Genomic DNA, 26,385 nt, shown 5'->3' on the forward strand with positions numbered 1-26,385 from the left:
CGAGGACCCCATGAGCATCGAGATCGCCAACGAGTCGGGCGTCGAGGTGGCGGAGGGCCCGATCGTCGAGGTCGCGCGCTACGCCCTCGACCGCATGGGCGTGAGCCCGCTCGCCGAGCTGTCGATCATGCTCATCGAGCTCGAGCCGATGGCCGAGCTGCACGAGCGCTGGCTCGACGAGCCCGGGCCGACCGACGTGATGTCGTTCCCGATGGACGAGTACGACTCGGCGCGCCGCCCCGACGCGCCCTCCTCGGGGCCGGCCCTGCTCGGCGACATCGTGCTCTGCCCCGCGTTCGCGGCCGACCAGGCGGCCGCCGCCGGGCACGGCCTCGCCGACGAGCTGCACCTGCTGACCGTGCACGGCGTGCTGCACCTGCTCGGCTACGACCACGCCGAGCCGGACGAGGAGCGCCAGATGTTCGGGCTGCAGGCCGAGCTGCTCGCCGACTGGCGCGCCCAGCGCGCGGCCGCCGCGCGCACCGCCCGCGAGCGCGCCAAGGACGATCGCCTGCTCGGCACGGTCGGGCTGGACGAACCGGGGAGCGCCTCGCAGTGACCCCCGGGCTGGTCGGCCAGCTCGTCGCCGCGATCCTCCTGGTCCCGCTCGCCGGCGTCTTCGCTGCCGCCGACGCGGCGATCTCGTCGGTGTCGCGCGCGCGGGTGGACGGTCTGGTGCGCGAGGGCGCCACCGGCGCGAAGTCGCTGGCCGCGGTCGTCGCGGACCGTCCGCGCCACCTCAACCTGCTCGTACTGCTGCGGCTGACGTGCGAGGCGGCCGCCTACGTCCTCGGCGCCTTCGTCGCCCTGCAGCTCATCGGCCCGGACTGGCTCGCGCTGCTCGTGGCCGGGCTCGTCGTGGTGCTGGTGTCGTACGTGCTCATCGGGGTCGGGCCGCGCACCCTGGGACGTCAGCACTCCTACGGCCTGGCGCTCGCGGTGGCCCCGCTGGTGCGGCTGCTGGTGCGGCTGCTCGGGCCGCTGGCCTCGCTGCTGATCGTCGTCGGCAACGCGATCACCCCTGGCGTCGGCTTCCGCGAGGGGCCGTTCTCCTCGGAGGTCGAGCTGCGCGAGCTGGTCGACATGGCCGAGCGCGGCGGTCTCGTCGACGACGACGAGCGCGCGATGATCCAATCGGTGTTCGACCTCGGCGACACCCGCGTGCTCGAGGTCATGGTCCCGCGCACCGAGATGGTGTGGATCGAGCGCGAGAAGACGGTGCGCCAGGCCCTCGCCCTGGCCCTGCGCAGCGGCTACTCGCGCATCCCCGTGATCGGCGAGAACGTCGACGACACCGTCGGCGTCGTCTACCTCAAGGACCTGGTGCGGCGCTCGGTCGACGAGAGCGCGCCGCAGGACCGGCCGGGCGCGGTCGGCGAGCTCATGCGCCCCGCGGCGTTCGTGCCCGACTCCAAGCGCGCCGACGCCCTGCTGCGCGACATGCAGCGCGACCGCAACCACATGGCGCTCGTCGTCGACGAGTACGGCGGCACCGCGGGCCTGGTGACCATCGAGGACCTGCTCGAGGAGATCGTCGGCGAGATCACCGACGAGTACGACGCCGCCGAGCACCGCCCGCTCGAGCACCTCGACGCCGCGACGTGGCGGGTCGCCGCCCGCCTGCCGGTGGAGGACCTCGAGGAGGCCACCGGCGTGGAGTTCGACGTCGAGGACGTCGACACCGTCGGCGGGCTGCTGGCCCAGCGCCTCGGCCGCGTGCCGCTGCCCGGCGCGGAGGCCGAGATCTCCGGGCTGCGCCTGCGCGCCGAGGGCGGGGAGGACTCCCGCGGCCGGATGCGGATCCGCAGCCTGCTGGTGTGGCGCCAGCCCGACGAGGAGGCCGAGCCCGCCCCCGCCGCGGAGCCCGAGGCGGCCACCGGCGACGATGCGCAGCGCACCGAGGGCGATTTCGCCCAGACCGGCGCCCGCGACGGAAAGGACGACCGTGGCTGACGCTGCCGCGCTCACGGAGCCCGTGGCCCCCGACGCCCTCGACGCCGAGGACGCCAAGATCGTGACGCTCGCCCGCTCGGCGCGGGCCCGCACCGGGGCGGCCCACGGCGCCGCGGTGCGCGACAGCGACGGCCGGACCTACGCGGCGTGCACCGTGAGCCTGCCCTCGCTGTCGCTGACCGCCCTGCAGGCCGCGGTCGCGGCGGCGGTGTCGGCGGGCGCGCCCGGGCTCGAGGCCGCCGCCGTCGTCGGCGTCGACGACCTGGACGGCGGGTCGTTCGACGACCCGGGCCTCGCGGCCGTCGCCGAGGTCACCGCGGGCGCGGCGGTGCTCGTGGCGGGCCCGGACGCGGCGGCGGTGCACCGGGTGGCGTCGTGACGCTCCCGGTCGCGCCCAGCCCGCACCACGACGTCGTCGTGGTGGGCGGGGGGATCGTCGGGTTGGCGGTGCTGCACGAGCTGCTGGCCGCCGGGCACACGTCGGTCGCCCTCGTCGAGCGCGAGCACACCGCCGGCACCCACCAGACCGGCCGCAACTCCAACGTCATCCACTCCGGGCTGTACTACGCGCCGGGGTCGCTGAAGGCCCGCCTGGCCGTCGAGGGCTGCGCGGAGACCAAGGCGTTCTGCGCCGAGCACGACCTGCCCTGGCAGGAGTGCGGCAAGGTCGTCGTCGCCACCGGGGCCGACGAGCTGCCGCGCATGGCCGAGCTCGTGCGCCGCGGGCGCGCCAACGGCGTCGAGGTGCACGAGCTCGACGAGGCCGGGGTGCGCGAGCGCGAGCCCGCCGTCGCCGCGATCGCCGGGCTCTGGGTGCCCTCGACCGGCATCTGCGACTACGGCGCCATCACCCGGCGCCTCGCCGACCTGGCCGTGCAGCGCGGCGCGGTCCTGCACACGGGACGCGCGGTGCGCTCGGTACAGCGCCGGCGCGGCGACGTCGTCGTGCACACCGACCGCGGCGACCTGCGCGCCGGCCAGGTCGTGGTGTGCGCGGGCCTGCGCTCCGACGAGATCGCCCGCGCCTCGGGCTTCGACCCCGGCGTGCGCATCGTGCCGTTCCGCGGCGAGTACTCCGACCTGGTCGGCCCGATCGGCGAGAGCGTGCGCGGGCTCGTCTACCCGGTGCCCGACCCGGCCTTCCCGTTCCTCGGCGTGCACGCCACCCGCGGCGTCGACGGCTCGGTCCACGTCGGCCCGAACGCCGTGCTCGCCCTGGCCCGCGAGGGCTACGACTGGCGGACGCTGCGCGTGCGCGAGCTCGTCGGCACGCTCACCGATCCCGGATTCCTCACGCTCGCCGGGCGCCAGTGGCGCTACGGGCTGGGGGAGATGCACCGCTCGCTGTCGCGGTCCGCGATGGCCGCGGCGGTGGCCCGGATGCTGCCCGGCGTGACCGCCGGCGACCTGCGCACGCCGCACGACGTCCCCCGTCGCGCCGGGGTGCGGGCCCAGGCGATCCGGCCGGACGGCTCGCTGGTGGACGACTTCCTGTTCGTGCAGGACGGCTCGCCCGAGGACGGCCCGAGCGTGCTGCACGTGCTCAACGCGCCCTCGCCCGCGGCGACCGCGGCGCTGCCGATCGGGCGCGAGATCGTGGCCCGGTTGGAGGGGAAGGCCGCGTGACCGCCCCTGACGCCGAGTTCCGGTCCGGGTTCGCCTGCTTCGTCGGGCGGCCCAACGTGGGCAAGTCGACGCTGACGAACGCGCTGGTCGGGTCGAAGGTGGCGATCACGTCGTCGCGGCCCCAGACCACACGGCACGCCATCCGCGGCGTCGTGCACCGCGACGACGGCCAGCTCGTCCTCGTCGACACCCCCGGCCTGCACCGGCCGCGCACGCTGCTGGGCGAGCGGCTCAACGACGTCGTGCACACCACGTGGGCCGAGGTCGACGTCATCGGGTTCTGCGTGCCCGCCGACCAGCAGATCGGGCCGGGCGACCGGTTCATCGCCGCCGAGCTGGCGAAGGTGACCGCGACGACCCCGCTGATCGGGATCCTGACCAAGACCGACCTCGTGCGCCCCGAGGTGATCGCGGAGCGGCTGCTCGCGCTCGAGCGCTTGAGTTCGACCACTGGGCTCGAGTTCGCCGAGATCGTGCCGGTGTCCGCGTCGCAGGGGCACCAGGTCTCGCTGCTGGCGGACCTCCTGCTCGCCCGCATGCCCCCCGGCCCGCCGCTCTACCCCGACGGCGAGCTCTCCGACGAGCCCGAGACCACGCTGATCGCCGAGTTCGTCCGCGAGGCCGCGCTCGAGGGCGTGCGCGACGAGCTCCCGCACTCGCTGGCGGTGGTCGTCGAGGAGATGACGCCGGGCAAGGTCCTCACGGTGCGCGCGGAGATCTTCGTCGAGCGCGACAGCCAGAAGTCGATCGTGATCGGCAAGGGCGGCTCGCGGCTCAAGCACGTCGGCACCGAAGCACGCCGTCAGATCGAGGCCCTGCTCGGCGAGAAGGTCCACCTCGACCTGTTCGTCAAGGTCGCCAAGGACTGGCAACGCGACCCCCGTCAGCTCCGCCGTCTGGGGTTCTGAGGGGCGTACCAGCGATGCGGCATCGCTGGCGTCTCACGCCAGGATCGCCACATCCTCGATGCGCGACACGCCGACGTCAGCCCAGGAGCGCGAACAGCCCCGCCAGCTGACCCGTGTCGACGTACTCCTCGAGCCGGGTGACGAGGCCGTCCTCGACGTGGATCGCCAGCGCCGCCGGCGCGCGCAGCGCCGACCCGTCGGGCAGCGTCCCGACGATCACGTACTGCGCGAACCCGTCACCGGTGCGGACGTCGGTCATCGTGAAGTCGGGGACCTTCTCGCGGATCGCGCGCAGGGTCGCGAACGTGTCCGGCACCGTCGGCGCCTCGACCTCGTCGAACGAGTGCCAGGTGACCGCGCCGGGGGCGAAGAGGTCGTCGGGCACCTCGGACGACGTGTCGGCCAGGGCGTCGAGGACCCGCCGCTCGATTCCGCTCATGGCCTGATCGTCCTACGTTGCGGGCATGCAGCGATACCGGGACAAGGTCGCCCTCGTGACCGGCGGCGCGTCGGGCATCGGCGCCGCGATCGGGGCGAGGTTGGTCGCGGAGGGCGCGTCGGTGGTCCTCGTCGACATCGACGAGGTCGGGCTCGGCCGGCAGCGGGACGCGGAGACGGTCGTCGCCGACGTCACCGACTCCGCCCAGGTGCAGGGGGCCGTCGCCCGCACGGTCGAGCGGTTCGGGCGCCTCGACGCGGCCTTCAACGTCGCCGGCTCGGCCCGCTTCGGCACCGTGGTCGACGGTGACGAGGAGGACTGGGCGTGGACGGTCGACCTCGTCCTGCGCGGGGTCTACCTCAGCACCCGCCACGAGGCGCGGGTGATGGAGCCCGGCAGCTCGATCGTCAACATCTCCTCGCTCAACGCCCACGTCCCGCTCTACGGCGCGAGCTCGTACGCCGCGGCGAAGGCGGGCGTCGAGATGTTCACCAAGAACGCGGCACTGGAGCTCGGCGACCGCGGCATCCGCGTCAACGCGATCCTGCCCGGCCTCATCCGCACCCCGCTGACGGCGGGGTTCATGGACGGCGGGCCGATCGAGAAGGACTTCCTGACGCGGATCGTCGCCGCCCGGGCCGGGGATCCCGACGAGATCGCCGGGCCGGCGCTGTTCCTCGCCGGCGACGACGCGTCGTACGTCAACGGCACGAGCCTGGTCGTCGACGGCGGCTGGGAGATCACGAACTACCCCGATCTGCGACCCGTGGTGAACGCACCCGCCCCGTAGGGGTGCGACGATGAGCCGGTGGGCTTCTATCGCGACACCGGGGTGGTGCTGCGGCTGCAGAAGCTCGGCGAGGCCGACCGGATCGTCACGTTCCTGACCCACCGGCACGGCAAGGTCCGCGCGGTCGCGAAGGGGGTGCGCCGGACGAGCTCGCGGTTCGGCGCGCGGCTCGAGCCGTTCGGGCACGTGGACCTGCAGCTGCACACCGGGCGCAGCCTCGACATCGTCACGCAGGTCCAGACCGTCGACGCGTTCGGCGGCGGCCTCACCGGCGACTACCCGCGGTACACGGCGGGGTGCGCGCTGCTCGAGACCGCCGACCGGCTGACCTCCGAGGAGGGCGAGCCGGCGCGCGAGCTGTTCCTGCTGCTCGTCGGGGCCCTGCGCGGTCTCGCCGGCGGGGTCCGCGACCCCTACCTCGTGCTCGACGCCTTCCTGCTGCGCGCCATGGTCATCGCGGGCTGGGCGCCGGCGATCACCGAGTGCGCGCGCTGCGGCGTCGAGGGCGCGCCGTACCACCGGCGCTTCTCCGTGCCGGCCGGCGGCGCGGTGTGCGACCACTGCCGCCCGTCGGGGGCGATCGTCCCGTCCGAGCCGACCTGGCGCCTGCTCGAGGCCCTGCGCAGCGGCGACTGGGACACCGCGGAGGGCACCGACGCCGCCGCCCGCCGCGACACCGCCGGTCTCGTCGCCGCCCACCTGCAGTGGCACCTCGAGCGGACCCTGCGCTCGCTGCCGCTCGTCGACCGTCGCGGCGGTGTCCCGCGCGTCGACCTCACGGGCACCCCGCTGGACGTCGAGCCGGACGAGACCCACGATCCGACCGAAGGGCACCTTCGCCCCGAAGAGCCGAGCGAAGGTGCCCGTCGCTCGGAACCGGGAGTCCCCCTGTGAGCCCCCGCCTGCGCCCCACCCGCGGCCGGACGGACGACCGCCGCCTGCGGGGACGCGACGACCCAACGGTGATGGCGCCGACGCCGCACCCCAGCGGGGCGACCCCGCCCGACATCCCGCGCGAGCTGGTCCCCCACCACGTCGCACTGGTGATGGACGGCAACGGGCGCTGGGCCAACCAGCGGGGCCTGCCGCGCATCGAGGGCCACCGCCAGGGCGAGGGCCAGCTGCTCGACGTCGTGCGCGGCTGCATCGACATCGGCGTCAAGTGGATCTCGGCGTACGCGTTCTCCACCGAGAACTGGCGGCGCAGCCCCGACGAGGTGCGCTTCCTGCTCGGCTTCAACCGCGACGTCATCCGCCGCCGGCGCGACGAGATGCACGCGATGGGCGTGCGGGTGCGCTGGTCGGGGCAGCGCCCGCGGCTGTGGCGCAGCGTGATCAAGGAGCTCGAGACGGCCGAGGAGCTGACGAAGGACAACGACGTCGTCACCCTCACCATGTGCGTCAACTACGGCGGCCGCGCGGAGATCGTCGGCGCCGCCCGCGAGCTCGCGCGTCGCGCGGCCCGCGGCGAGATCGACCCCGAGCGCATCGACGAGAAGGCCCTCGCGCGGCACCTCGACGAGCCCGACATGCCCGACGTCGACCTGTTCCTGCGCAGCTCGGGGGAGCAGCGCACGTCGAACTTCCTGCTCTGGCAGTCGGCGTACGCCGAGATGGTCTTCCTCGACACGCTCTTCCCCGACTTCGACCGCCGCCACCTCTGGGAGGCGTGCGAGATCTACGCCCGGCGCGACCGTCGCTACGGCGGCGCGATGGACCGCTCGGAAGGGACCGGTACCTCGTGAGCCGTGAGGCCGCCACCACCGCCGGACTGCTGATCATCGCGCGGGAGGCGATGGAGCAGTTCGTCGACGTGCACGTGGACGACGACGGCGCGCTGTCCTTCCGCCACGCCGGCGTGCCGTGCGCGATCCAGGGGGTCGAGCTGGTCGAGGGCCTCGCCGTGCTGAGCCTGACGTGCGTCGTCGCCTGGGACCTCGCCGACACCGACACGCCGCGGCGGGTGGCCGAACGCGCCGGTCAGGGGCTGTTCGGGACGCTCGGCGCGGTCGCCACCGAGCAGGGGTGGGACGTGACCCTGCGCTACGCGTTCCCGGCCGAGGGCCTCGCGGTCGGGCCCCTGGGCACGCTGCTCATGCTCGTCGTGTCGACGGCGGCGCGGGTCCGGGGGGACCTGGCCGCGGACGCCTGAGGACCCCGTTCCCCCGTCCGCCGTCCCCATCCGCCGTTCGCGTCCCCAGGGTCCGCGGCGAGTCCTCGGCGCTGATCGCGACGGCTGGGAGCATCACGGCCCGTGAGCTCCCCGCCCCCGACCACCAAGACGCGCGGCTCGACCTCGCTGGTCGTGCTGTGCGGGGTGCTCCTGGCCGCCACGGCGCTGCAGGGCCCGCTGGTGCGCCTGCTCGACGTCGGCCTCGTGCGCACGGCGGCCACCGTGTTCGTCGCCGTGTGCGTGCAGGCGCTGCCGTTCCTGGTGCTCGGCACACTGCTGTCCGGGGCGCTCGCGGCGTGGGTCTCGCCCGCGGTGCTGCGCCGCGTGCTGCCGGCGCGCCCCGCCCTCGCCGTCCCCGTGGCCGGCGCCGCCGGGCTCGTGCTGCCGGGGTGCGAGTGCGCATCGGTGCCGGTGGCCCGGCGCCTCGTCGCCCAGGGCGTGCCCGAGGCCGCCGCGCTCGCCTTCCTGCTGGCCGCGCCGGCGATCAATCCCGTGGTGCTCGTGGCCACCGCGGTCGCGTTCCCCGACCACCCCGAGATGGTCGGCGCCCGCCTCCTCGGCTCGGCGGCCACCGCGGTCGGCGTCGGCTGGCTGTGGGCCCGCGGCGGGCGGGCGGAGTGGATCGCCGCGCGGGTGCGCCGGCCCCCGCCGGACGACGGCACGCCGCGCTGGGCGGTGTTCGCCGAGACCGTGCGCCACGACGTGGTCGACGCCGGCGGGTTCCTGGTCGTCGGGGGACTGGCCGCCGCGGTCCTGACGGTGCTCGTGCCCTCGTCGTGGCTCGACGGGCTGGCCGGGCACCTGGTGCTCGCCTGCGCGGTCATGGCCCTGCTCGCGGTGCTGCTCGCGCTGTGCAGCGAGGCCGACGCCTTCGTCGCGGCGTCGCTGTCGACGCTGCCGCTGCTGCCGCGCCTCGTGTTCCTCGTGGTCGGGCCCGCCGTCGACGTCAAGCTGATCGCGCTGCAGGCCGGCACCTTCGGGCGGGCGTTCGCCGCGCGGTTCGCCCCGCTGACGTTCGTCGTCGCGGTGACCAGCGCCGTCGTCGCCGGGCTGCTCGTGTTCGGGGGTGCGGGATGAGCTCGTCATGAGCAGGGACACCCAGCACGTGCTGCTCGTCCTCGTCGGCGGGGTGCTCGTCAAGATCGTGCTCGACGGGTCCTACCTGCGCTACGTGCGCCCGTGGTCGGCGGTCCCGGTGCTCGTCGCCGGTGTCGTGCTCGTCACGGTCGCGGTGGTGGGGATCGTGCGCGATCTGCGCGGGCGCGCGGTCACCGACGGACACGGGCACGGGCACGGTCACGATCACAGGCACGGCCACGGCTCCCGGGCCGGGCCGTCGGCGTGGATGCTCGTGCTGCCGGTGCTCGCGCTGCTGCTCGTCGTGCCGCCGGCGCTGGGGTCGGCGGCGGTCGCCGGGATCGGCGCGCGCGCGGCGCCGGTGGCCACCGTCGCCGACGACCCGCTGCCCGCGGGCGACGCGCCGGCGCTCGGGCTGCTCGACGTCGTCTCGCGCGCCGCCGCGGACCCGTACGGGCAGGTGACGACCCGCGACGTGACGGTGACGGGGTTCCTCGTGCCGGCGCGAGCGCCCGCGGGGGGCGCCGCGCTCGACCTCGCGCGGCTCGTGATCACGTGCTGTGCGGCCGACGCCTCGACCGTGCGGGTCCACCTCGCGGACCCGCAGGGGCTGCTGCGGGACACCGGCCCGGGCGGTCCGGAGGGCGATCACTGGGTGGCGGTGCGCGGAAGGGTCGTTCCCGGGACAGGTACTGCGAGCGACGGCCATGTGCCGACACTCTCGGTGACATCGTCGTCGCCGGTTGCCACACCCGAACCGGTGTACGAATACTGACCTCCGGAACGAGGCGACGCGACACCAAACGGCCGAAGCGGGAGAACCCGCTCCAACCCGACGTACACTCGCCGTCCGCTGCCGACCCGGAGAGGAGGGGCGTTTCCCGAGGCCCGGGAGGCGCGACTCGCCATGACACAGGATCTCTCATCACCGCCGGGACCCCCGGGCGGTTCGTCCGGGGAACCGGACGCGCCGGCGGTGAGCGCCGCGGACCGGAAGCACGGCACCGACTGGGTCGTCTTCGGGGTCGGGGCCGCCCTCGCCGTGGTGTTCGTGGGCTGGGGTGTGATCGGCACCGAGAGCCTGAGCGCCGCGTCGAGCGCCATGCTCAGCGGAGTCATCCGCGCTGGCGGCTGGGGCTTCATCCTCGCCGCCACCGGCTTCGTGGTCTTCGCGCTGTGGCTGGCGTTCAGCCGCTTCGGCCGGATCCGGCTGGGGCGTGACGACGAGCAGCCCGAGTTCAGGACCGTCTCCTGGATCGCGATGATGTTCAGCGCCGGCATGGGCATCGGGCTGATGTTCTACGGCGTCGCCGAGCCGCTGTCGTTCTTCACCGAGCCCCCGCCCGGCTCGGTGATGCCGGGCGACCAGGTCGGCGCGCTCAACACGGCGATGGCGACCTCGCTCTTCCACTGGACCCTGCACCCCTGGGCGATCTACGCCGTGGTCGGCCTGGCCATCGCGTACTCGACGTTCCGCAAGGGTCGCCGCCAGCTGATCAGCTCGGCGTTCATCCCGCTCATCGGCGAGCGTGCCGCCAACGGCGCCGTCGGCCGGGTCATCGACATCATCGCGATCTTCGCGACGATCTTCGGTTCCGCGGCCTCGCTGGGCCTCGGTGCGCTCCAGATCGGCGGCGGCCTCGATGCGACGGGCTTCCTGCCCGACGCCGGCAACGAGGTCCTGGTCCCGCTGATCATCGTGCTCACCGCGGCCTTCGTGCTGTCGGCGGTGTCCGGCGTCGCCAAGGGCATCCAGTGGCTGTCGAACATCAACATGGTGCTCGCCGGCATCCTGGCGCTGTTCGTCTTCGTCGTTGGCCCGACGGTGATCATCCTCGATCTGCTGCCGACCGCCGTCGGCGCGTACATCGGTGACTGGGCCGAGATGGTCGGGCGCACCGAGGCCACCGGCGGCGAGGCCATGCTCGACTGGCTGAGCTCCTGGACGGTCTTCTACTGGGCGTGGTGGATCTCCTGGACGCCCTTCGTCGGCATGTTCCTGGCGAAGATCAGCCGCGGCCGCACGATCCGCCAGTTCGTCGGCGGCGTGATCCTCGTGCCGAGCCTCGTGAGCCTCGTCTGGTTCTCGATCTTCGGTGGCACCGCCATCAGCCAGCAGCAGGCGGGACTCGACCCGGCCGCCGCCGACACCGAGACCCAGCTGTTCGCCGTGCTCCAGGCCTACCCGTGGGCCACGTTCACCGGCCTGCTGGTGATGGTGCTCGTCGCGATCTTCTTCGTCTCCGGCGCCGACGCCGCGTCGATCGTCACCGGCACGCTCTCGCAGCGCGGCACCGACGAGCCGTCCCGCTGGGTGGTGATCTTCTGGGGCACCGTGATGGGCGCCGTCGCGATCATCATGCTGCTCGTCGGCGGCGAGGACGCCCTGTCCGGCCTGCAGAGCCTCACCATCCTGGTCGCGGCCCCGTTCGTCGTGATCATGGTGTTCCTGTGCGTCGCCTTCATGCGCGACCTCAACCACGACCCCGTGATCCTGCGCGAGCGCAAGGGCCTCGAGGTCATGGAGCAGGCCATCGACCACGGCACCGACAAGCATGGCGAGGACTTCTACCTGCACGTGCAGGCCTTCCCGGCCACGCGGTCCCGGCAGCGGTCCGCCGGCGAGTCGGGCGGGCCGACGTACGCCGAGGTGTACGGCGTGCAGGACCCGTTCTCGACGGGGGAGACCCCGGTCGTGCCCGCGGACCCGCAGGAGGCGCGGGCCCGGGCCCGGTCCGTGCCCAAGGACGACGACCCGGCGGGCACCGAGGTCGTCGACACCGGTCCCGGCGCCACGGCCGAGACCGCCGGGCGGCCGAGCGCCGACCGCGAGTAGGTCGCCGGTTCGTCCCGAGAGCCGGGTCCCCGCACCGGGGGCCCGGCTCTCGGCGTGTCCGGGGTTCCCGGGGGTGCCCGGCGTGCCCGGGGGTTTCCGGCCCACCCTGCGGTGCGAGGGAGGCCCTCGCTGCCACCCCCGGACCGCGACGCAGCTCCCGGGAGGAGAGGTCTCAGCCCGCGATGCGGCAGTCGGCGCAGACGCCGAGGATCTCCACGGTGTGCGAGATCTCGGCGAAGCCGTGCTGCGCGGCGACGCGGTCGGCCCAGTGCTCGACGGCCGGGCCCTCGACCTCCACGGTCTTGCCGCACACGCGGCAGACCAGGTGGTGGTGGTGGTGCTCGGAGCACCGGCGGTACGACGCCTCGCCGGTGCCGGTGCGCAGCACGTCGATCTCGTCGGCGTCGGCGAGCGCCTGTAGCGTCCGGTACACGGTGGTCAGCCCGATGCCCTCGCCCCGGCGGCGCAGCTCCTCGTGGATCTCCTGAGCGGAACGGAAGTCGCTCAGCTCGTCGAGGAGCCCGGCGATCGCGGCCCGCTGCTTGGTCGCGCGCAGGCCGGGCACCGAGGGCGTCCGCGAGCCGGATGCCGTCACGACTCTTCCTCCACGTGCGCGACCGCGTCGACGACGATGTGTGCGAGGTGATCGTCCACCAGCCGGTAGACGACCTCGCGACCCCGTCGGTCGCCGCGCACCACGCCGGCGGCCTTGAGCACGCGCAGGTGCTGGCTGATCAGCGGCTGGGTCACCGCCAGGGCGTCGACCAGCTCGTGGACGCAGCGCGGCGAGGTGCGCAGCTGCAGCACGATCGCGATCCGCACCGGCGCGGCGAGCGCCCGCAGCAGGTCGCCCGCCGCGACCAGGGCCCCAGAATCGGGCGTCTCCGAGCCGGGCGTCTCCGAGCCGGGCGTCTCCGGGCCCGGCGCCGGCAGGTCGGGCGCGCCGTCGTGGACGTGGCCGGGCGGGGGCACCGCGGTCCGGCCGACGTGGGGCGCGCTCACCGCAGCGCCAGCCCGAGCGCGATCGCGACGAGCACCACGAGGACGAGCACGCGCACTACCCGCTCGCGGGGTCCCAGGCGCGGCCAGGTCGCGGCGAGCAGCCCGGCGACCCCGAGCGCGAGCAGGCCGAGCAGCACGGCACCGACCGGGCCGCCGATGATCACGCCCGCGGCGAACACGATCACCACCACGGCGAACACGGCCACGGCGGGCACGCGCGCCAGGGGACCGTCGCCGGGCACCGCCCGGCCGCGCCGCCCCGCGAAGGGCGAGCGCCCCGGTCCGCGACCGCTCACGGCTGCCTCCCGGCCCTCGGTGTCCCGCCGCCCCGGGCCTGCACCCCGGCGCGCCATCTCCCGATAATGGTATCCGTTGTCGACGCACGGGGGAGGACGCCCGGGATGCTGCTGGTCTGCCGTTTCGCGCCGGCCGCCGCGGAGACGCCGGCGTTCCTCGAGCGCGCCCGCCGGGCGGTCGCGCTGCTCGCCGCGCAGCCGGGCTGCGAGGGCGTCGAGCTGGGCCGGGCGATCGAGGAACCGGGGAGCTGGGTCCTGGTCGCGCGCTTCGCGACCGTGACCGCCTACCGCCGGGCGCTGCAGCCCTTCGACGTGCGCGAGCACGTGGTCCCGCTGCTCTCCGAGGCGCGCACCGACGAGCCCGCCGCGCACGAGCGGGCCCTCGTCGCGGGTCCCGGCGGCGTCACCGAGCACCCGAGCCTGCTCACCGACCGCTGAGCCCCCGCGGCGCCCGCCTCCGGTCGACGGCCGCCGTCGGTCCGCTCGCTACGCTGGGTGCACCCGCACGACCGAGCGATCCCGGAGTATCCACCGTGCCCACCCCCACCGGCAGCGCCCGTATCGAGACCGTGGTCAACCTCTGCAAGCGCCGCGGCTTCGTCTTCCCGTCCGGTGAGATCTACGGCGGTACCCGCTCGGCGTGGGACTACGGCCACCTCGGCGTGGAGCTCAAGGACAACATCAAGCGCCAGTGGTGGAAGTCGATGATCACCGGCCGCGAGGACGTCGTCGGCCTCGACTCGAGCGTGATCCTGCCGCGCCAGGTGTGGGTCGCCTCGGGCCACGTCGACGTGTTCACCGACCCGCTGGTGGAGTGCACCAACTGCCACCGCCGCTTCCGCGCCGACCAGCTCGCCGAGGACTTCTCCGAGCGCACCGGCGGCCCGTCGCTGGAGACGGTCGATGCCGAGGGCAAGGTCGGCTACGAGCTCACGACGGTGCCGTGCCCGAACTGCGGCGTGCGCGGCGAGTACACCGCGCCGCGCGAGTTCAACATGATGCTCAAGACCTACCTCGGCCCGGTGGAGTCCGAGGAGGGCCTGCACTACCTGCGGCCCGAGACCGCGCAGGGCATCTTCGTCAACTTCGCCAACGTCATGTCCGCGGCGCGCAAGAAGCCGCCGTTCGGCATCGGCCAGATCGGCAAGAGCTTCCGCAACGAGATCACGCCGGGCAACTTCATCTTCCGCACGCGCGAGTTCGAGCAGATGGAGATGGAGTTCTTCGTCGAGCCGGGCTCCGACGAGCAGTGGCACCAGTACTGGATCGACGAGCGCACCCGCTGGTACACCGACCTGGGGATCGGCGCGGAGAACCTGCGGCACTACGAGCACCCGAAGGAGAAGCTCTCCCACTACTCCAAGCGCACGGTGGACGTGGAGTACCGCTTCCAGTTCAACGCCGGCCAGGAGTGGGGCGAGCTCGAGGGCATCGCCAACCGCACCGACTTCGACCTCACGACGCACACGAACCACTCGGGCGTCGACCTGAGCTACTACGACCAGGCCACCGACTCCCGCTACCGCCCCTACGTCATCGAGCCCGCCGCGGGCGTCGGCCGGCCGATGATGGCGTTCCTGCTCGAGGCCTACACCGAGGACGAGGCCCCGAACGCCAAGGGCGGCGTCGACAAGCGCACGGTGCTGCGCCTCGACCCGCGTCTCGCGCCGGTCAAGGCCGCGGTGCTGCCGTTGTCGCGCAACGCCGACCTCTCGCCGGTCGCCCGCGACGTCGCGGCCACCCTGCGCCAGCACTGGAACGTCGAGTTCGACGACGCGGGCGCCATCGGCCGCCGCTACCGGCGCCAGGACGAGATCGGCACCCCGTTCTGCGTGACCGTCGACTTCGACTCGCTGAACGACCAGGCCGCCACCGTCCGCCACCGCGACGCCATGACCCAGGAGCGCGTGGCCCTCGACCAGCTCGAGTCCTACCTCGCCGCCCGCCTGATCGGCTGCTGAGCCGGCCGCGGGCGCTGGGGCCCATCGTCGCTCGTTCGTCACCGGCGGGCGCAGGGCGCGGAACCCCGGGCCCGGCGCCCCGGCGCGGTCGGGGGCCTCGCCTACCCTGGACGTCGTGAGCGACCTGGCGGCGGTGGCGGAGGTCCTGGCGCGCGGCGACGCGGCGCGGGCGGTGGTCCGCGTGCTCGATCGGCACGGGTTCGGCACCGTCGAACCCGGCCAGCTGCTGGTCGCCGGCGCCGACGGGACGCTCGGCGGGATGCTGCTGCGCGGCGCGCTGGACGAGCGCGCGACGGCGCTGGCGCAGGACGCGCGCGATCACCCGGCCACCGTCGAGGCCCACGTCGCCGAGGACGCCGCGGTCGCCGCCGGCCTCGCCTGCGCAGGCGGCGCGACGCTGCTGGGCCACCCGCTGGACGCGGCGCCGGCCCGCGCCCTGGCGGCGGCGTTCGCGAGCGGCGTACCGGCGGCCCTGATCTCGCGCGCCGACGGGTCCGCGTCGCTCGCGATCACCGGGGACGAGCTCGGCACCGTCGAGGGCTCCCTCGGCTTCGCGACGGTCGACGCGGCCGCGGCCGCGCACGTCCGGGGCCTGCTGCGCCGGGGCGCCACCGTCACCGAGCGCGTGACGCTCGCGGCGGGCGCCGACGTCCTCGTCGACCTCTGGGTCCCGGTGCCGACGATCACCGTGGTCGGCGGCGGGGCGATCGCCGACGCGCTGGCCGCGCAGGCCGGGGTGCTGGGCTGGACGTCCCGCCGCGCCGACACCGTCGCCGAGGCCGACGCCGCGGTCGCCACGTTCACCGACGCCGACGTCCTCGTGCTGATCGACCACGACCCCGCGTTCGACGCCGTCCTGCGCACGGGGCTGGAGGGCCGCGGCTTCCTCGGCGCCCTGGGCTCGCGGCGCACCCAGGCGGCGCGCCGCGAGCGCCTGCTCGCGGCCGGGGTCACCGAGCAGCAGCTGGCCCGCATCCACGGCCCGGTCGGACTCGACCTCGGTGCCCGCACGCCCGCCGAGACCGCCGTGTCGATCGTCGGCGAGGTCCTCGCCGTGCGCAGCGGGCGCGACCCGTCCGCGCTCGGCCGCGCCGCCGGGCCGATCGGCGCATGAGCCACCCGCGAGCCGCCGGCCCCACCTCGCCCAGCACCGCCCGCGCCGCCGCCGCGTGGGCGCCCCGGGTGGTGGTGGGCGCGATCGTCGTCGCGCTCCTGCTGGTCGGGGGCACCGCGTTCCGGGTGTGGCAGCTGGGCCGGGTCGACGAGCGCCGCCCGGTCGACATGATCGTCGTGCTCGGCGCCGCGCAGTACGACGGCGAGCCGTCCCCGGTGTTCCGCGCGCGCCTGCAGCACGCCCTCGAGCTCTACGAGGAGGGCGTCGCCCCGCGCATCATCACCGTCGGCGGGGCCGCGGCCGGCGACGCGTTCACCGAGGCCCAGGCCGGCGAGCAGTGGCTCGTCGAGAACGGCGTGCCCGGCCAGGCCCTGCTGCCGGTCGACGAGGGCCGCGACACCTACGAGAGCTTCGAGGCCGTCGCCGCCGTCGCCGAGCAGCGGGGGTGGTCCTCGGCGGTGCTGGTCAGCGACCCGTGGCACTCATTGCGCTCCCGCACGATGGCCGACGACGTCGGTCTCGACGCCACGACGTCGCCGACCAAGCGCGGCCCCGTGGTGCAGACCCGCGAGACCCAGCTGCGCTACATCGTCCGCGAGACCGGTGCGCTGATCTACTACCACCTCACGCACGGGTCGTCGGACTTCTCCGACCCGGGGCTCGGCTGACCGTGGACGCCCGGGCGGCCCGGCTGTTCGACGAGGCCCCGAAGCCGGGCCGCGACCTGCGCTCGCCGTTCGCCCGCGACCGCGGCCGGGTGCTGCACTCCGCGGCCCTGCGCCGCCTCGCCGGCAAGACCCAGGTCGTCGGGCCGGACGAGGACGCCGCGGTCACCGGCGTGCCGCGCACGCGGCTGACGCATTCGCTCGAGGTGGCCCAGATCGGCCGCGGGATGGCCGAGGACCTCGGCGGACTCTCCTCCGGGCCGGACCCCGACGTCGTCGACACCGCCGGGCTCGCCCACGACATCGGCCACCCCCCGTTCGGCCACAACGGGGAGCGGGCGCTGCACGCGCTCGCGGGCGACTGCGGCGGCTTCGAGGGCAACGCCCAGACGCTGCGCATCCTCACCCGGCTCGAGCCCAAGGTGCTCGACGACGACGACTGCCGCGGGCTCAACCTCACGCGCGGGGTGCTCGACGCCTGCCTCAAGTACCCGTGGGAGCGACGCCCGGGCGTGCGCAAGTTCGGCGTCTACGCCGACGACCTGCCGGTGTTCCGCTGGGTGCGCGAGGGCGCGCCGCCCGACCGGCGCTGCCTCGAGGCGCAGATCATGGACTGGGCCGACGACGTCGCCTACTCGGTGCACGACCTCGAGGACGGCATCCTCGCCGGGCGCATCGTGCTGGCCTGGCTGGCGCGGCCCGCCGAGCGCGCCGCGCTCGCGACCCTGGCCGCCGACGCCTTCTCCGACGCCCCGCGCGCCGAGCTCGAGGACGCCGCCGGGGTGCTGGCCGAGCTGCCGGCCGTGGGCGCCGCCGCGGCCCACGGCGCCCACGACGGCTCGCTCGCCGCCACCGCCGCGCTCAAGCGGCTGACGAGCGAGCTCGTGGGACGCTTCGTGACCAGCACCGTCGAGGCCACTCGGGAGGCGCTCGGCGACGTCGTGCCGGCGGGGCACGCCGCCGACCTGGTCGTGCCCGCGGGCATCGGGGCCGAGGTCGCGGTGCTCAAGGCCGCGGCGCTGCGCTGGGTCATGAGCGACCCGGCGCGCCTCGCGGTGCAGGCCCAGCAGCGCGACCTGGTCACCGAGCTGGTCGAGCGCCTCGTCGCGGGCGCCCCCCGAGCCCTCGACCCGGCCTTCGTGCCCGCGTGGGAGGCTGCCGCCGACGACGCCGCCCGGCTGCGGGTCGTCGTCGACCAGGTCGCGGTGCTCACCGACGCGGGCGCCGAGCGCTGGTGCGCACGTCTGCGAGCGACCCGTCCCGTAGCCGGTTGAGAGTGTTGCGCTGAGAGGAGCACCGGAGTGCAGCTGATCACCGTCCTCGGCCACCACCCCGAGATCGCCGAGGGCGCGTGGATCGCGCCCGGCGCGGTCGTCGCGGGCCGCGTGGGCATCGGGACCGGGACCGGGGTCTGGTACACGGCGGTCGTCCGGGCCGACATGGAGTCGGTGACGGTGGGGGAGGGGACGAGCGTGCAGGACGGCACCGTCGTCCACGCCGACCCCGGCTTCCCCGCGGCGATCGGCGACAACGTCACCGTCGGGCACCGGGCCGTGGTGCACGGCTGCACCGTCGAGGACGACTGCCTCATCGGGATGGGCGCGGTGATCATGAACGGCGCGACGGTCGGCCGCGGGTCGGTCGTCGCCGCGGGCGCGGTGATCTCGCAGGGGGTGACGGTGCCGGCGGGCTCGCTCGTCGCCGGCGTCCCGGGCAAGGTCCGCCGGGAGGTCACCGACGACGAGCGCGCCATGATCGCCGCCAGCGCCGCGACGTACCGCTACCTGCTCGGGGTCCACCGCGACGCCACCACCTGACGGCGGTCAGGACACGCGCGCCGGCGACCCGCACCAGCGGCCCACGCCGTGGCGCAGGCGCGCCGCGATGTCGGACTCGTCGTCGCCGGCCCAGGCGACGTAGCCGTCGGGCCGCACGAGCATCGCGTCGGGGCGCTCCGGGGTCGGCCGCGCCCGCACGGTCGTCACCGGCAGGGACGGCTCGACCTCCTCGGCGAGTGCGCCGGCGGCGGTGGCGTCGACGAGGACGAAGCGCCCCTCGCGCAGCACCTCGTAGAGCCGCTGGGCCCCGCACGCGACGTCCGGGGCGCGCCGCCCCGTCCACGGGTGCGTGCCGTGGCCGCGCGGGTAGGCGATCCCGATCCCGGACAGCCGCCCGACGACGATGCGGCGCGCCGGACCGACCCGCACGATGAGCCGCACGGCCTGCCGCTGGAGGAACTGCCGGACCGGCGAGTACCCGAGCACGAGGTTGTTGAAGGTGTCGGTGAGGGCGAGCACCTGCGCCCCGACCCGGTGGCGCTCGGTGGCGTAGGTGTCGACGAGCCACGGCGGCCCGGACCCGCGCACCGCGGCCCCGAGCTTCCAGCCCAGGTTCATCGCGTCGCCGATCCCGGTGTTCATGCCCTGCCCGCCGAGCGGGGAGTGGACGTGGGCGGCGTCGCCGGCGAGCAGCACCCGCCCGACCCGGTAGCGCGCGGCCTGCCGGCGCTCGGAGAGGAACCGGGTGCTCCAGCGCTGCTCGGACATCCCGAAGTCGGTGCCGGCGACCCGGCCGAAGGCATCGCGCATCTCCTCGACCGGCAGCGGCACGTCGAGGGGCACCTGCTCGCGCTCGCGGTCCCAGGCGATCGCGCGGAACCAGCCGTCGCCGAACGGGACGACGACCACCGCCCCCGACGGGCCGGTCTCGGCGAACATCGCCTCCGGCGGTGGCGCGGTGAGCCGGACGTCGGCGAGCAGGATGTGCGTCGCGTACTCGGTGCCGGTGAAGGGCACCTCGAGCAGGCCGCGGACCGTGCTGTGCGCGCCGTCGCACCCGACCACCCAGCGCGCGGACTCCTCGCCGCCGTCGGCGAGCTCGACGACGACCCGCTCGGCGTCCTGGCGCAGGCCTGTCACCTCGGCGCCGCGGACGATCGGCACGCCGAGCTCGTCGGCGCGGCCCTCCAGGACGCGCTCGGTGCCGCTCTGCGGGGCGATGAGGACCATGGGGAAGCGCGAGTCGAGCTCGCCGAGGTCGACGGTGGCCCCGGGCGCCGGCGCGATCTCGCGCACCGGGATGCCACGGGGCAGGAGCCGGTCGGCCAGCCCGCGCGCGTCGAGCAGCTCGAGGGTCCGGGCGTGCACGGCGAACGCCCGGGTGAGGTTGGAGGTCTCCGCGCGCCGCTCCAGCACCCGGCAGCGCACCCCGGCGAGGGCGAGCTCCCCGGCGAGCATGAGGCCGGTCGGGCCGGCCCCGATCACGAGGACGTCGGTCGTCTCCATCAGGTCTCCGTTCCCGTGCGCGGGTCAGCGATCGAGGTACAGCCAGGTCGCGGTGACGAAGAGGACGAGCGCCCCCCAGGTGGCCGCCGCGCGGATCCAGTTGAGGCGCAGCCAGCGCGCCCGGACCTGCCGCCAGTCGCGGGGCGGCGCGTCGGGCGCCCAGGCGAGGATCACCGCGTAGTTGGGCTCGGCGCCGAAGCGCGAGGTGAGCAGCGGGCCGGCGACGATGGCCGCGAGCCCGAGCGTGGTCAGCAGGAACGGCGTCCCGCTCGGTTCGCCCCACAGGCCCACCAGCGCGACCACCGGGGCGACGACCATCGCGATGACGAGGGCGTAGTTGGTGGGCGACCGCTGGGCGATCGGCAGAAAGCGCTGCATCTCGTGCGCGAAGCCGGTCGCGTCCCGTCCCGTGTACACCGGGTGCAGGACGGTGGTCAGCATCAGCAGCAGCCCCGACCACAGGGCCGTGGCGACGACGGCGGCCAGCAGGCCGATCGTGGCGAGCACGTCAGCGCCCCAGGACCCGGCGCGGCACCGCGAGGGCGAGCAGCGGGACGAGGATCGACACCCCGACCAGCAGCAGCGAGAACGCCGGTACACCCGCGGCGGGGATCTCGACGAGCTTGAACGCGTCGATCGCGGTGTGCAGGAGCGCCGGGGCCCACACCGTGCCGCGGCCGGTCTCGAAGACGTACGCGAACGGGATCGAGGTCGTGGCCGCGACGGCCATCGCCCCGAGCCCCACGGCCACCCCGGACGTGACGAGGATCGGCACGTGGGTCACCGCGACCAGCGGCATCGTCCACGCCGCCGCGCGCGGGAACGAGCGGCCGGCGCGCAGGCGCCGGAACGCGTACCCGCGCCACACCAGCTCCTCGGCGAGCCCGTGGAGGGCGAACACGCCGACGAGCAGCCACGGCCAGCCCGGCCGCAGGGTGATCGGCCCGAGGCCGAGCGCCTCGGCGACCGGGAACACGAGCACGACCAGGCCCGACACGGCGGCGGCGAGCACGAGGGCGCGGGGCGCGGGGCGGCCGAACCCCAGGGCGCGCAGGGCCCGGCGGGGCGGCACCCCGTGCAGCACGCGCTCGACGACCAGCCCGATGACCAGCACGCCGGCCAGCACCACGAGGCCCCAGCGCGCCGTCGGGTCGAGGGCCGCGAGGCCCTGGAGCACCGCCCACAGCAGCGCGAACCCGGCGAGGAAGCGCCACCACGCCACGGCGCCGCGGACCGGCACGTCGGCGACCGGCGGGGCGCCCGTCGTGATCATGGCGCACCTCGGGGGCCGGCGAATGCGGACCCCGGCGACGATGGCGGTGCGAAACGGACGTCCACATCACCCGCGCGGGATGACCGTGCCTACCCGCCGGCCACCCGGTCGTCGTCCTGCGCGGGCCCCATCGCGTCGAGGATGAGCTGCTCGCCGTGGGCCGCGTGGCGGCGGGCGAGCTCCTCGGCGTGGGCGGCGTCGCCGCGGGTGATCGCGTCGAGGATCGCCGCGTGGTCCTCCCAGACCCAGGCGGGCGAGCCGCCCTGGAGCAGGACCTCGCCCATGACGCGCTGCACGTTGCGCCACATCACCGCGGTGCTCTCGACGAGCAACGGGTTGCCCGAGGCCTCGACGACGCCCCGGTGGAACTCGACGTCCGCGGAGATCATCCGGGCGAACGCCCGCTCGGCGAAGGCCTGCTCGCCCATCCGCACGACCCCGGAGATGTCCTCCAGCCACGCCTCGGTGCGGCGCTCGGCGGCCAGCCGCGCGGCGTAGCCGTCGAGCAGTTCGCGCAGGTCGTAGAGGTGGCTGACGAACTCGCGGTCGAGCGGCGCGACCTCGAGGCCGCGGCGCCCGAACTCGCGCACCAGCCCCTGGTTGCGCAGGAGCAGCAGCGCCTGCTGCACGGGCTGGCGGGACACGTTGAAGCGCTCGGCCAGCTGCTCCTGGCGCAGCGGGGTGCCGGGGGTCAGCCGACCGGTGCAGATGTCGTCGACGATCGCGTCGAACACCTGCTCCGTCCGGGACGGAGGGGTCGGCAGCGCGGTCATCGCCGGCACTCCCGGCGCGGCTCCGCGAGCGGCACGGACGGCCTCCTCGGAGATCCGGCGGCAGGACTTCTCGACCGCCCAGCGTAGCCGCTGGCCGGAGCGCGCATCGCGTCGCGCCTCTTGACTTCTGAATTCAGAATGCGTCACGGTGGGCGTGGGCCGCATCACGTGGCGTGGATCACGAGGCATCCGGGGGATGCCCCGCCTCGCCGGTTCCACGCAACCGATCCGTACCCGGATCGGTCGGCTCGCGAGGCTCGACGAGGAGGAGGACGGATGGCGGAGGGGTCAGGGGGGTCAGCGGGGTCGGCGCCCGTCGCCGACCTGGTGGCGCGGTTCTTCCGCGACCACGGGGTCCGGCGCGTGTTCGGGCTGCAGGGCGGTCACATCCAGCCGGTGTGGGACCAGCTGGCCCGGCTCGGGGTCGAGATCGTCGACGTCCGGGACGAGGGCTCGGCGGTGCACATGGCGCACGCCCATGCCGAGCTGACCGGCGAGACCGCCGTCGCGCTCGTGACCGCCGGGCCCGGCGTCACCAACACGGTCACGGCCGTCGCCAACGCCTCGATCAGCCGGGTGCCGCTGCTGGTCTTCGGCGGCTGCCCGCCCCGCCCGCAGGCCAACATGGGCCCGCTGCAGGACATTCCGCACACCGAGATCCTCGCGCCCGTCACGCGGCTGTCCCGCACGCTGCGCCAGCACGACCAGGTGCTGCGCGAGCTCGACGAGGCCTGGGCGCGCGCGTCCGGCGACCGCGGCGAGCCGGGGCCGGTCTACGTCGAGATCCCCACCGACGTCCTGCGCCAGGAGGTCCCGCCGGCGCTCATCACCGACGAGCACCTGCGCGCCAAGCCCCGCCGGCGCCCGCAGCCCCACCCCGACGACGTCGCGGCCGTCGCCGACCTGGTCCGTGGCGCGAGCAAGCCGGCCGTGATCTCGGGGCGCGGCGCGCGGGTCACCGCGGGCGGGACACGAAGCGCAGCGGAGCTGGACCACGACAGTGCAGCCCTCGTGCGCTTCCTCGACGCCAGCGGCGCCGCCTACCTCGACACCCAGGAGTCGCGCGGGCTCGTGCCCGCCGACCACCCCGCGGGCGTCGGCTCGGCGCGCTCGGCCGTCATGCGCGACTGCGACCTGCTGATCACCGTCGGGCGCCAGCTCGACTACCAGCTCGGCTTCGGCTCGCCGGCGGTGTTCCGGCACGCCACGGTCGTGCGCATCGCCGACACCGCGAGCGAGCTCATCGACAACCGGCGCGGCGAGGTGGAGATCCTCGCCGACCCGGCGGCCGCGCTGGCGGCGCTGACCACCGCGCTCGAGGGGCACGCGCCCGACACCTCCTGGCGCGACGAGCTGCGCGCCAAGCACGAGAAGCGCAGCGCCGAGTACAAGGCGGCGATGGCGGAGGCGCCCGCGGGCTCCGACGGCCTCATGCACCCCAACCGCATCTTCGCCGCGCTCGATGCCCTGGACGGCACGGCCCTGGACGGCGGCACGTTCGATCTCGGCGAGACCGTCATGATCGCTGACGGCGGCGACCTGCTGTCGTTCGCGCGGCTGGGCATCACCCGCTGCGCGCGCTACCTCGACCCCGGCGCCTTCGGCTGCCTGGGCGTCGGCACCCCGTTCGCGATCGCCGCGGCGCTGGCCGACCCGGGCCGCCCGGTCGTCACGGTCACCGGCGACGGCGCGTTCGGCATCTCGGCGACCGACATCGACACCGCGGTCCGGCACGGGGCGAAGATCGTCGTGGTCGTCTCGAACAACGCCGCCTGGAACATCGAGCGCTACGACCAGCAGGAGAACTACGGGCTGGTGGTCGGCACCGAGCTGGCGTTCTCCGACTACGCGGCGCTGGGCCGCAGCCTGGGCGCCCACGGCGAGCGCGTCACCGACCCCGCCGACCTGCCGGACGCCCTGCGGCGCGCGCTGGAGAACGCGCCGGCCGTCGTGGACGTCGTCACCAGCCGCGACGCGCCCTCGCCCGACGCCGACAAGGGCCTGGGCTTCGTCCCCGACTACCAGGCCCTCACGCCCTGGAACGACGCCGAGATCGAGCGGAGGCAGCAGTGACGGCCATGGAGGAGTGGCACTTCCCGGCGAGCTACGACCAGGGCTACCTGCCCGACCCGGAGTCGCCGTACTGGTTCCCGCACCGCGAGACGATGGACCCCGACGAGCGGGACGCCGCCGTGCTCGTGCGGCTGCGCGAGGTCATGGAGTACGCGTACTCGACCTCGCCGTTCTACCGCCGCAAGTGGGACGCCGTGGACCTCAAGCCCGCCGACATCACGTCGTTCGAGGCGTTCGAGCAGGTCCCGGTGATCCAGAAGGAGGAGATGCGGGCCGCGCAGCACGAGCACCCGCCCTTCGGCGACTACACCTGCGTCGACGACTCCGAGATCCACCACATCCACGGCACGTCGGGCACCACCGGCATGCCGACGGCGTTCGCGATCGGCCGCCGCGACTGGGAGGTCATCGCCGACAACCACGCCCGCATCCTCTGGGGGATGGGCGTGCGACCCGGCGACACCGTGTTCGTCGCGGCGCTGTTCAGCCTGTACCTGGGCTCGTGGGGCGCGATGGCGGGCGCCGAGCGCCTGCGCTGCCGCGTCCTGCCGTTCGGCGCCGGCGCGCAGGGCATGACCGCCCGCGCGGTCACCTGGCTCGCCCGGACCCGGCCGAAGGCGTTCTACGCGACGCCGTCGTACGCGCTGCGCCTCGCCGAGGTCGCCGAGCAGGAGGGCATCGACCCGAAGGAGTTCGGCCTGGAGGTCATGTTCTTCTCCGGCGAGCCCGGGGCGTCGGTGCCGGCGGTCCGCGACGCGATCGCCACCGCGTTCGGCGCCCGCGTGGTCGACTGCGGGACGATGGCCGAGATGACGCCGTTCATGTCGGCGTCGGCCACCGAGGGCACGCCCGACGGCATGCTGCTCTGGCAGGACATCGTCTGGCACGAGGTCTGCGACCCGGCCACGTTCCGCACGGTGCCCTACGGCAGCGAGGGCACGCCGGTCTACACCCACCTCGAGCGCACGTCGCAGCCGATGATCCGGCTCGCGTCCAACGACCTCACGCGCTGGGTGATGGAGGACAACGGCTGCGGGCGCACCTACCCGAAGCTGCCCAGCGGCGTGTATGGCCGGATCGACGACATGATCCACATCCGCGGCGAGAACGTGTACCCGACGGAGGTCGACAACTACCTGCGCGGGGTCGAGGACTACGGCGGCGAGCACCAGATCGTCGTGCGCCGCACCGGCTCGATGGACGAGATGATCGTCCGCGCCGAGTGCACGCTGCCGGCGGGGCAGCGCGACGAGTTCGAGCGCCGCACCGGCTCCGGGCTGCAGTCCTTCCTCGGCGTCCGCGTGACCTTCGAGTCCGTCGACGCCAACACCCTCGAGCGCGCCGAGCACAAGTCCCGCCGCGTCGTCGACGAGCGCGAGCACACGAAGCGCTGACCGATGTGAGCGGAATTCGGGGCGATAGCCCCGAACTCCGCTCACGTCACCCACACGGACCCACCTTCAGCGGAGAGGGGAGTACCTCGTGAACAACGCCCTCGGGGAGAAGCCCGCGCCCCACGGCGCACCGGAGACCACGGCGACGCCAGGCGAGGCGGGAGGCTTCTTCGAGACCGGCCGACCGCGCCTGGGCGGCCTGCAGAACCCGATCACCTTCAGCGACACGCAGGCGGCCGTGATCGACGCCGCCGCCGACACGCTCATCCCGCCGCACCCGGACTGGCCGACGGCGAGCGAGCAGGACCTCCTGACCTTCGTGGGTCGCTACGTGACGCCCAGCGGCTACCGCAACAAGCACTTCCCGTTCGCCACCGAGGACGAGTTCAAGGCCGGGCTGGACCGGCTGGGGCAGGCGTTCGTGGACGCGGACACCCGGGGCCGGACCGACGCGATCGCCGCGCTCGAGAAGGCCTCGCAGGAGGGCACGGACCCGCTGTTCGAGCAGCTGCGGGCGCTCGTCTACTACGGCTACTACTCGCGCCCGGTCGTGACGCTCGCGATCAACCGGAACCTCCCGGCCGGCCGCGACTACCACGGTCCGCCGCTGCCCTACGGCTACCTGCAGACCACTGAGCCCTGGGACGAGGACCTCCTGACGCAGGCGCAGGAGAACGGCTCCTACCTCGAGACCGACGACGTCGTGCGCGTCGACCTGTCCCAGCTGTCCTGGACGAAGTGAGGCAAC

At 74.5% G+C, this 26,385-nt stretch carries 29 protein-coding genes; 21 read left to right on the forward strand and 8 right to left on the reverse strand.

What is annotated here, in order from left to right; all coding sequences use genetic code 11:
* Positions 1 to 10 precede the first annotated feature (10 nt).
* Genes ybeY through era form a run of 5 tightly spaced genes read left to right on the forward strand, consistent with a single transcriptional unit; the run spans position 11 to position 4,487 of the window.
* On the forward strand, positions 11 to 559 hold the full coding sequence (ybeY, locus tag PHK61_RS14955; protein ID WP_274281790.1) for an rRNA maturation RNase YbeY: 549 nt from the start codon (positions 11 to 13) through the stop codon (positions 557 to 559).
* Positions 556 to 1,953 carry a hemolysin family protein gene (locus tag PHK61_RS14960; RefSeq protein ID WP_274281791.1) on the forward strand — a complete coding sequence of 466 codons (1,398 nt, stop codon included), beginning with the start codon at positions 556 to 558 and terminating at the stop codon, positions 1,951 to 1,953. Before ybeY ends, PHK61_RS14960 begins: the two co-directional genes overlap by 4 nt.
* The gene (locus PHK61_RS14965) at positions 1,946 to 2,332 is read left to right on the forward strand and encodes a cytidine deaminase (protein ID WP_274281792.1); all 387 of its coding nucleotides are present in this window, start codon (positions 1,946 to 1,948) and stop codon (positions 2,330 to 2,332) included. Before PHK61_RS14960 ends, PHK61_RS14965 begins: the two co-directional genes overlap by 8 nt.
* Positions 2,329 to 3,579 carry an L-2-hydroxyglutarate oxidase gene (gene lhgO, locus PHK61_RS14970; protein WP_274281793.1) on the forward strand — a complete coding sequence of 417 codons (1,251 nt, stop codon included), beginning with the start codon at positions 2,329 to 2,331 and terminating at the stop codon, positions 3,577 to 3,579. Before PHK61_RS14965 ends, lhgO begins: the two co-directional genes overlap by 4 nt.
* On the forward strand, positions 3,576 to 4,487 hold the full coding sequence (era, locus tag PHK61_RS14975) for a GTPase Era (protein WP_274281794.1): 912 nt from the start codon (positions 3,576 to 3,578) through the stop codon (positions 4,485 to 4,487). The genes lhgO and era overlap by 4 nt, the downstream gene beginning before the upstream one ends.
* Positions 4,488 to 4,563: 76 nt before the next feature.
* On the opposite strand, the gene PHK61_RS14980 is transcribed toward era, so the two are convergent.
* On the reverse strand, positions 4,564 to 4,926 hold the full coding sequence (locus tag PHK61_RS14980) for a nuclear transport factor 2 family protein (RefSeq protein ID WP_274281795.1): 363 nt from the start codon (positions 4,924 to 4,926) through the stop codon (positions 4,564 to 4,566).
* Positions 4,927 to 4,951: 25 nt separating this feature from the next.
* Here PHK61_RS14980 and PHK61_RS14985 point away from each other — a divergent pair, with 25 nt between their 5' ends.
* The 7 genes from PHK61_RS14985 (at position 4,952) to PHK61_RS15015 (ending at position 11,802) form a co-directional block, all read left to right on the forward strand.
* Positions 4,952 to 5,716 (forward strand): SDR family NAD(P)-dependent oxidoreductase, encoded by a 765-nt coding sequence (locus tag PHK61_RS14985; protein ID WP_274281796.1) that lies wholly within the window; start codon positions 4,952 to 4,954, stop codon positions 5,714 to 5,716.
* 18 nt (positions 5,717 to 5,734) lie between these two features.
* Positions 5,735 to 6,610: a DNA repair protein RecO gene (recO, locus tag PHK61_RS14990; protein WP_274281797.1), complete on the forward strand. Its 876-nt coding sequence runs from the start codon at positions 5,735 to 5,737 to the stop codon at positions 6,608 to 6,610.
* 71 nt (positions 6,611 to 6,681) lie between these two features.
* Entirely contained in the window at positions 6,682 to 7,461 is a 780-nt protein-coding gene (locus tag PHK61_RS14995) for an isoprenyl transferase (protein ID WP_274281887.1), read from the forward strand.
* Positions 7,458 to 7,868 carry a hypothetical protein gene (locus tag PHK61_RS15000; protein WP_274281798.1) on the forward strand — a complete coding sequence of 137 codons (411 nt, stop codon included), beginning with the start codon at positions 7,458 to 7,460 and terminating at the stop codon, positions 7,866 to 7,868. Before PHK61_RS14995 ends, PHK61_RS15000 begins: the two co-directional genes overlap by 4 nt.
* Positions 7,869 to 7,970: 102 nt before the next feature.
* Positions 7,971 to 8,966 (forward strand): permease, encoded by a 996-nt coding sequence (locus tag PHK61_RS15005; protein ID WP_274281799.1) that lies wholly within the window; start codon positions 7,971 to 7,973, stop codon positions 8,964 to 8,966.
* 7 nt (positions 8,967 to 8,973) lie between these two features.
* Positions 8,974 to 9,741, forward strand: coding sequence for a TIGR03943 family putative permease subunit (locus PHK61_RS15010; RefSeq protein WP_274281800.1), 768 nt, complete (start codon positions 8,974 to 8,976; stop codon positions 9,739 to 9,741).
* 132 nt (positions 9,742 to 9,873) lie between these two features.
* Entirely contained in the window at positions 9,874 to 11,802 is a 1,929-nt protein-coding gene (locus PHK61_RS15015; RefSeq protein ID WP_420791391.1) for a BCCT family transporter, read from the forward strand.
* A gap of 172 nt (positions 11,803 to 11,974) precedes the next feature.
* Here PHK61_RS15015 and PHK61_RS15020 read toward each other — a convergent pair whose 3' ends face one another.
* From PHK61_RS15020 to PHK61_RS15030, 3 genes are read right to left on the reverse strand one after another with little or no spacing between them, the layout of a single operon-like run.
* Positions 11,975 to 12,397, reverse strand: coding sequence for a Fur family transcriptional regulator (locus PHK61_RS15020; protein ID WP_274281802.1), 423 nt, complete (start codon positions 12,395 to 12,397; stop codon positions 11,975 to 11,977).
* The gene (locus PHK61_RS15025) at positions 12,394 to 12,804 is read right to left on the reverse strand and encodes an ArsR/SmtB family transcription factor (RefSeq protein ID WP_274281803.1); all 411 of its coding nucleotides are present in this window, start codon (positions 12,802 to 12,804) and stop codon (positions 12,394 to 12,396) included. The genes PHK61_RS15020 and PHK61_RS15025 overlap by 4 nt, the downstream gene beginning before the upstream one ends.
* Positions 12,801 to 13,100 (reverse strand): DUF6703 family protein, encoded by a 300-nt coding sequence (locus PHK61_RS15030; protein WP_274281804.1) that lies wholly within the window; start codon positions 13,098 to 13,100, stop codon positions 12,801 to 12,803. The genes PHK61_RS15025 and PHK61_RS15030 overlap by 4 nt, the downstream gene beginning before the upstream one ends.
* A gap of 105 nt (positions 13,101 to 13,205) precedes the next feature.
* On the opposite strand from PHK61_RS15030, the gene PHK61_RS15035 reads away from it, so the two are divergent.
* The 6 genes from PHK61_RS15035 to PHK61_RS15060 all read left to right on the forward strand — a co-directional run bounded on the left by PHK61_RS15035 (position 13,206) and on the right by PHK61_RS15060 (position 18,657).
* Positions 13,206 to 13,538 (forward strand): antibiotic biosynthesis monooxygenase, encoded by a 333-nt coding sequence (locus PHK61_RS15035; protein WP_274281805.1) that lies wholly within the window; start codon positions 13,206 to 13,208, stop codon positions 13,536 to 13,538.
* Between the two features lie 95 nt (positions 13,539 to 13,633).
* On the forward strand, positions 13,634 to 15,061 hold the full coding sequence (locus PHK61_RS15040; protein WP_274281806.1) for a glycine--tRNA ligase: 1,428 nt from the start codon (positions 13,634 to 13,636) through the stop codon (positions 15,059 to 15,061).
* 115 nt (positions 15,062 to 15,176) lie between these two features.
* Positions 15,177 to 16,175 carry an XdhC family protein gene (locus tag PHK61_RS15045; protein WP_274281807.1) on the forward strand — a complete coding sequence of 333 codons (999 nt, stop codon included), beginning with the start codon at positions 15,177 to 15,179 and terminating at the stop codon, positions 16,173 to 16,175.
* Positions 16,172 to 16,843 (forward strand): YdcF family protein, encoded by a 672-nt coding sequence (locus PHK61_RS15050; RefSeq protein WP_274281808.1) that lies wholly within the window; start codon positions 16,172 to 16,174, stop codon positions 16,841 to 16,843. Before PHK61_RS15045 ends, PHK61_RS15050 begins: the two co-directional genes overlap by 4 nt.
* 2 nt (positions 16,844 to 16,845) lie before the next feature.
* Positions 16,846 to 18,114 carry a deoxyguanosinetriphosphate triphosphohydrolase gene (locus tag PHK61_RS15055; protein ID WP_274281809.1) on the forward strand — a complete coding sequence of 423 codons (1,269 nt, stop codon included), beginning with the start codon at positions 16,846 to 16,848 and terminating at the stop codon, positions 18,112 to 18,114.
* 27 nt (positions 18,115 to 18,141) lie between these two features.
* Positions 18,142 to 18,657 carry a gamma carbonic anhydrase family protein gene (locus PHK61_RS15060; protein ID WP_274281810.1) on the forward strand — a complete coding sequence of 172 codons (516 nt, stop codon included), beginning with the start codon at positions 18,142 to 18,144 and terminating at the stop codon, positions 18,655 to 18,657.
* 6 nt (positions 18,658 to 18,663) lie between these two features.
* Here the strand turns inward: PHK61_RS15060 and PHK61_RS15065 are convergent, their stop codons facing one another.
* The 4 genes from PHK61_RS15065 to PHK61_RS15080 all read right to left on the reverse strand — a co-directional run bounded on the left by PHK61_RS15065 (position 18,664) and on the right by PHK61_RS15080 (position 22,170).
* The gene (locus tag PHK61_RS15065; RefSeq protein WP_274281811.1) at positions 18,664 to 20,124 is read right to left on the reverse strand and encodes an FAD-dependent monooxygenase; all 1,461 of its coding nucleotides are present in this window, start codon (positions 20,122 to 20,124) and stop codon (positions 18,664 to 18,666) included.
* 24 nt (positions 20,125 to 20,148) lie between these two features.
* Positions 20,149 to 20,631 carry a hypothetical protein gene (locus tag PHK61_RS15070; protein WP_274281812.1) on the reverse strand — a complete coding sequence of 161 codons (483 nt, stop codon included), beginning with the start codon at positions 20,629 to 20,631 and terminating at the stop codon, positions 20,149 to 20,151.
* Between the two features lies 1 nt (position 20,632).
* The gene (locus PHK61_RS15075) at positions 20,633 to 21,397 is read right to left on the reverse strand and encodes a CPBP family intramembrane glutamic endopeptidase (RefSeq protein ID WP_274281813.1); all 765 of its coding nucleotides are present in this window, start codon (positions 21,395 to 21,397) and stop codon (positions 20,633 to 20,635) included.
* A gap of 89 nt (positions 21,398 to 21,486) precedes the next feature.
* Positions 21,487 to 22,170 (reverse strand): GntR family transcriptional regulator, encoded by a 684-nt coding sequence (locus PHK61_RS15080; protein WP_274281814.1) that lies wholly within the window; start codon positions 22,168 to 22,170, stop codon positions 21,487 to 21,489.
* A 276-nt stretch (positions 22,171 to 22,446) separates the two neighbouring features.
* On the opposite strand from PHK61_RS15080, the gene PHK61_RS15085 reads away from it, so the two are divergent.
* The 3 genes from PHK61_RS15085 to PHK61_RS15095 all read left to right on the forward strand — a co-directional run bounded on the left by PHK61_RS15085 (position 22,447) and on the right by PHK61_RS15095 (position 26,379).
* A complete protein-coding gene (locus PHK61_RS15085; RefSeq protein WP_274281815.1) occupies positions 22,447 to 24,243 on the forward strand; it encodes a thiamine pyrophosphate-binding protein in 1,797 nt (598 codons plus the stop codon).
* A gap of 5 nt (positions 24,244 to 24,248) precedes the next feature.
* Positions 24,249 to 25,637, forward strand: a complete 1,389-nt coding sequence (locus PHK61_RS15090; protein ID WP_274281888.1) for a phenylacetate--CoA ligase family protein — start codon at positions 24,249 to 24,251, stop codon at positions 25,635 to 25,637.
* Between the two features lie 88 nt (positions 25,638 to 25,725).
* Entirely contained in the window at positions 25,726 to 26,379 is a 654-nt protein-coding gene (locus PHK61_RS15095) for a gluconate 2-dehydrogenase subunit 3 family protein (protein WP_274281816.1), read from the forward strand.
* Positions 26,380 to 26,385 lie beyond the last annotated feature (6 nt).

The organism is Actinomycetospora lutea, assembly GCF_028737205.1.
In the GTDB taxonomy this organism is placed as follows: domain Bacteria; phylum Actinomycetota; class Actinomycetes; order Mycobacteriales; family Pseudonocardiaceae; genus Actinomycetospora; species Actinomycetospora lutea.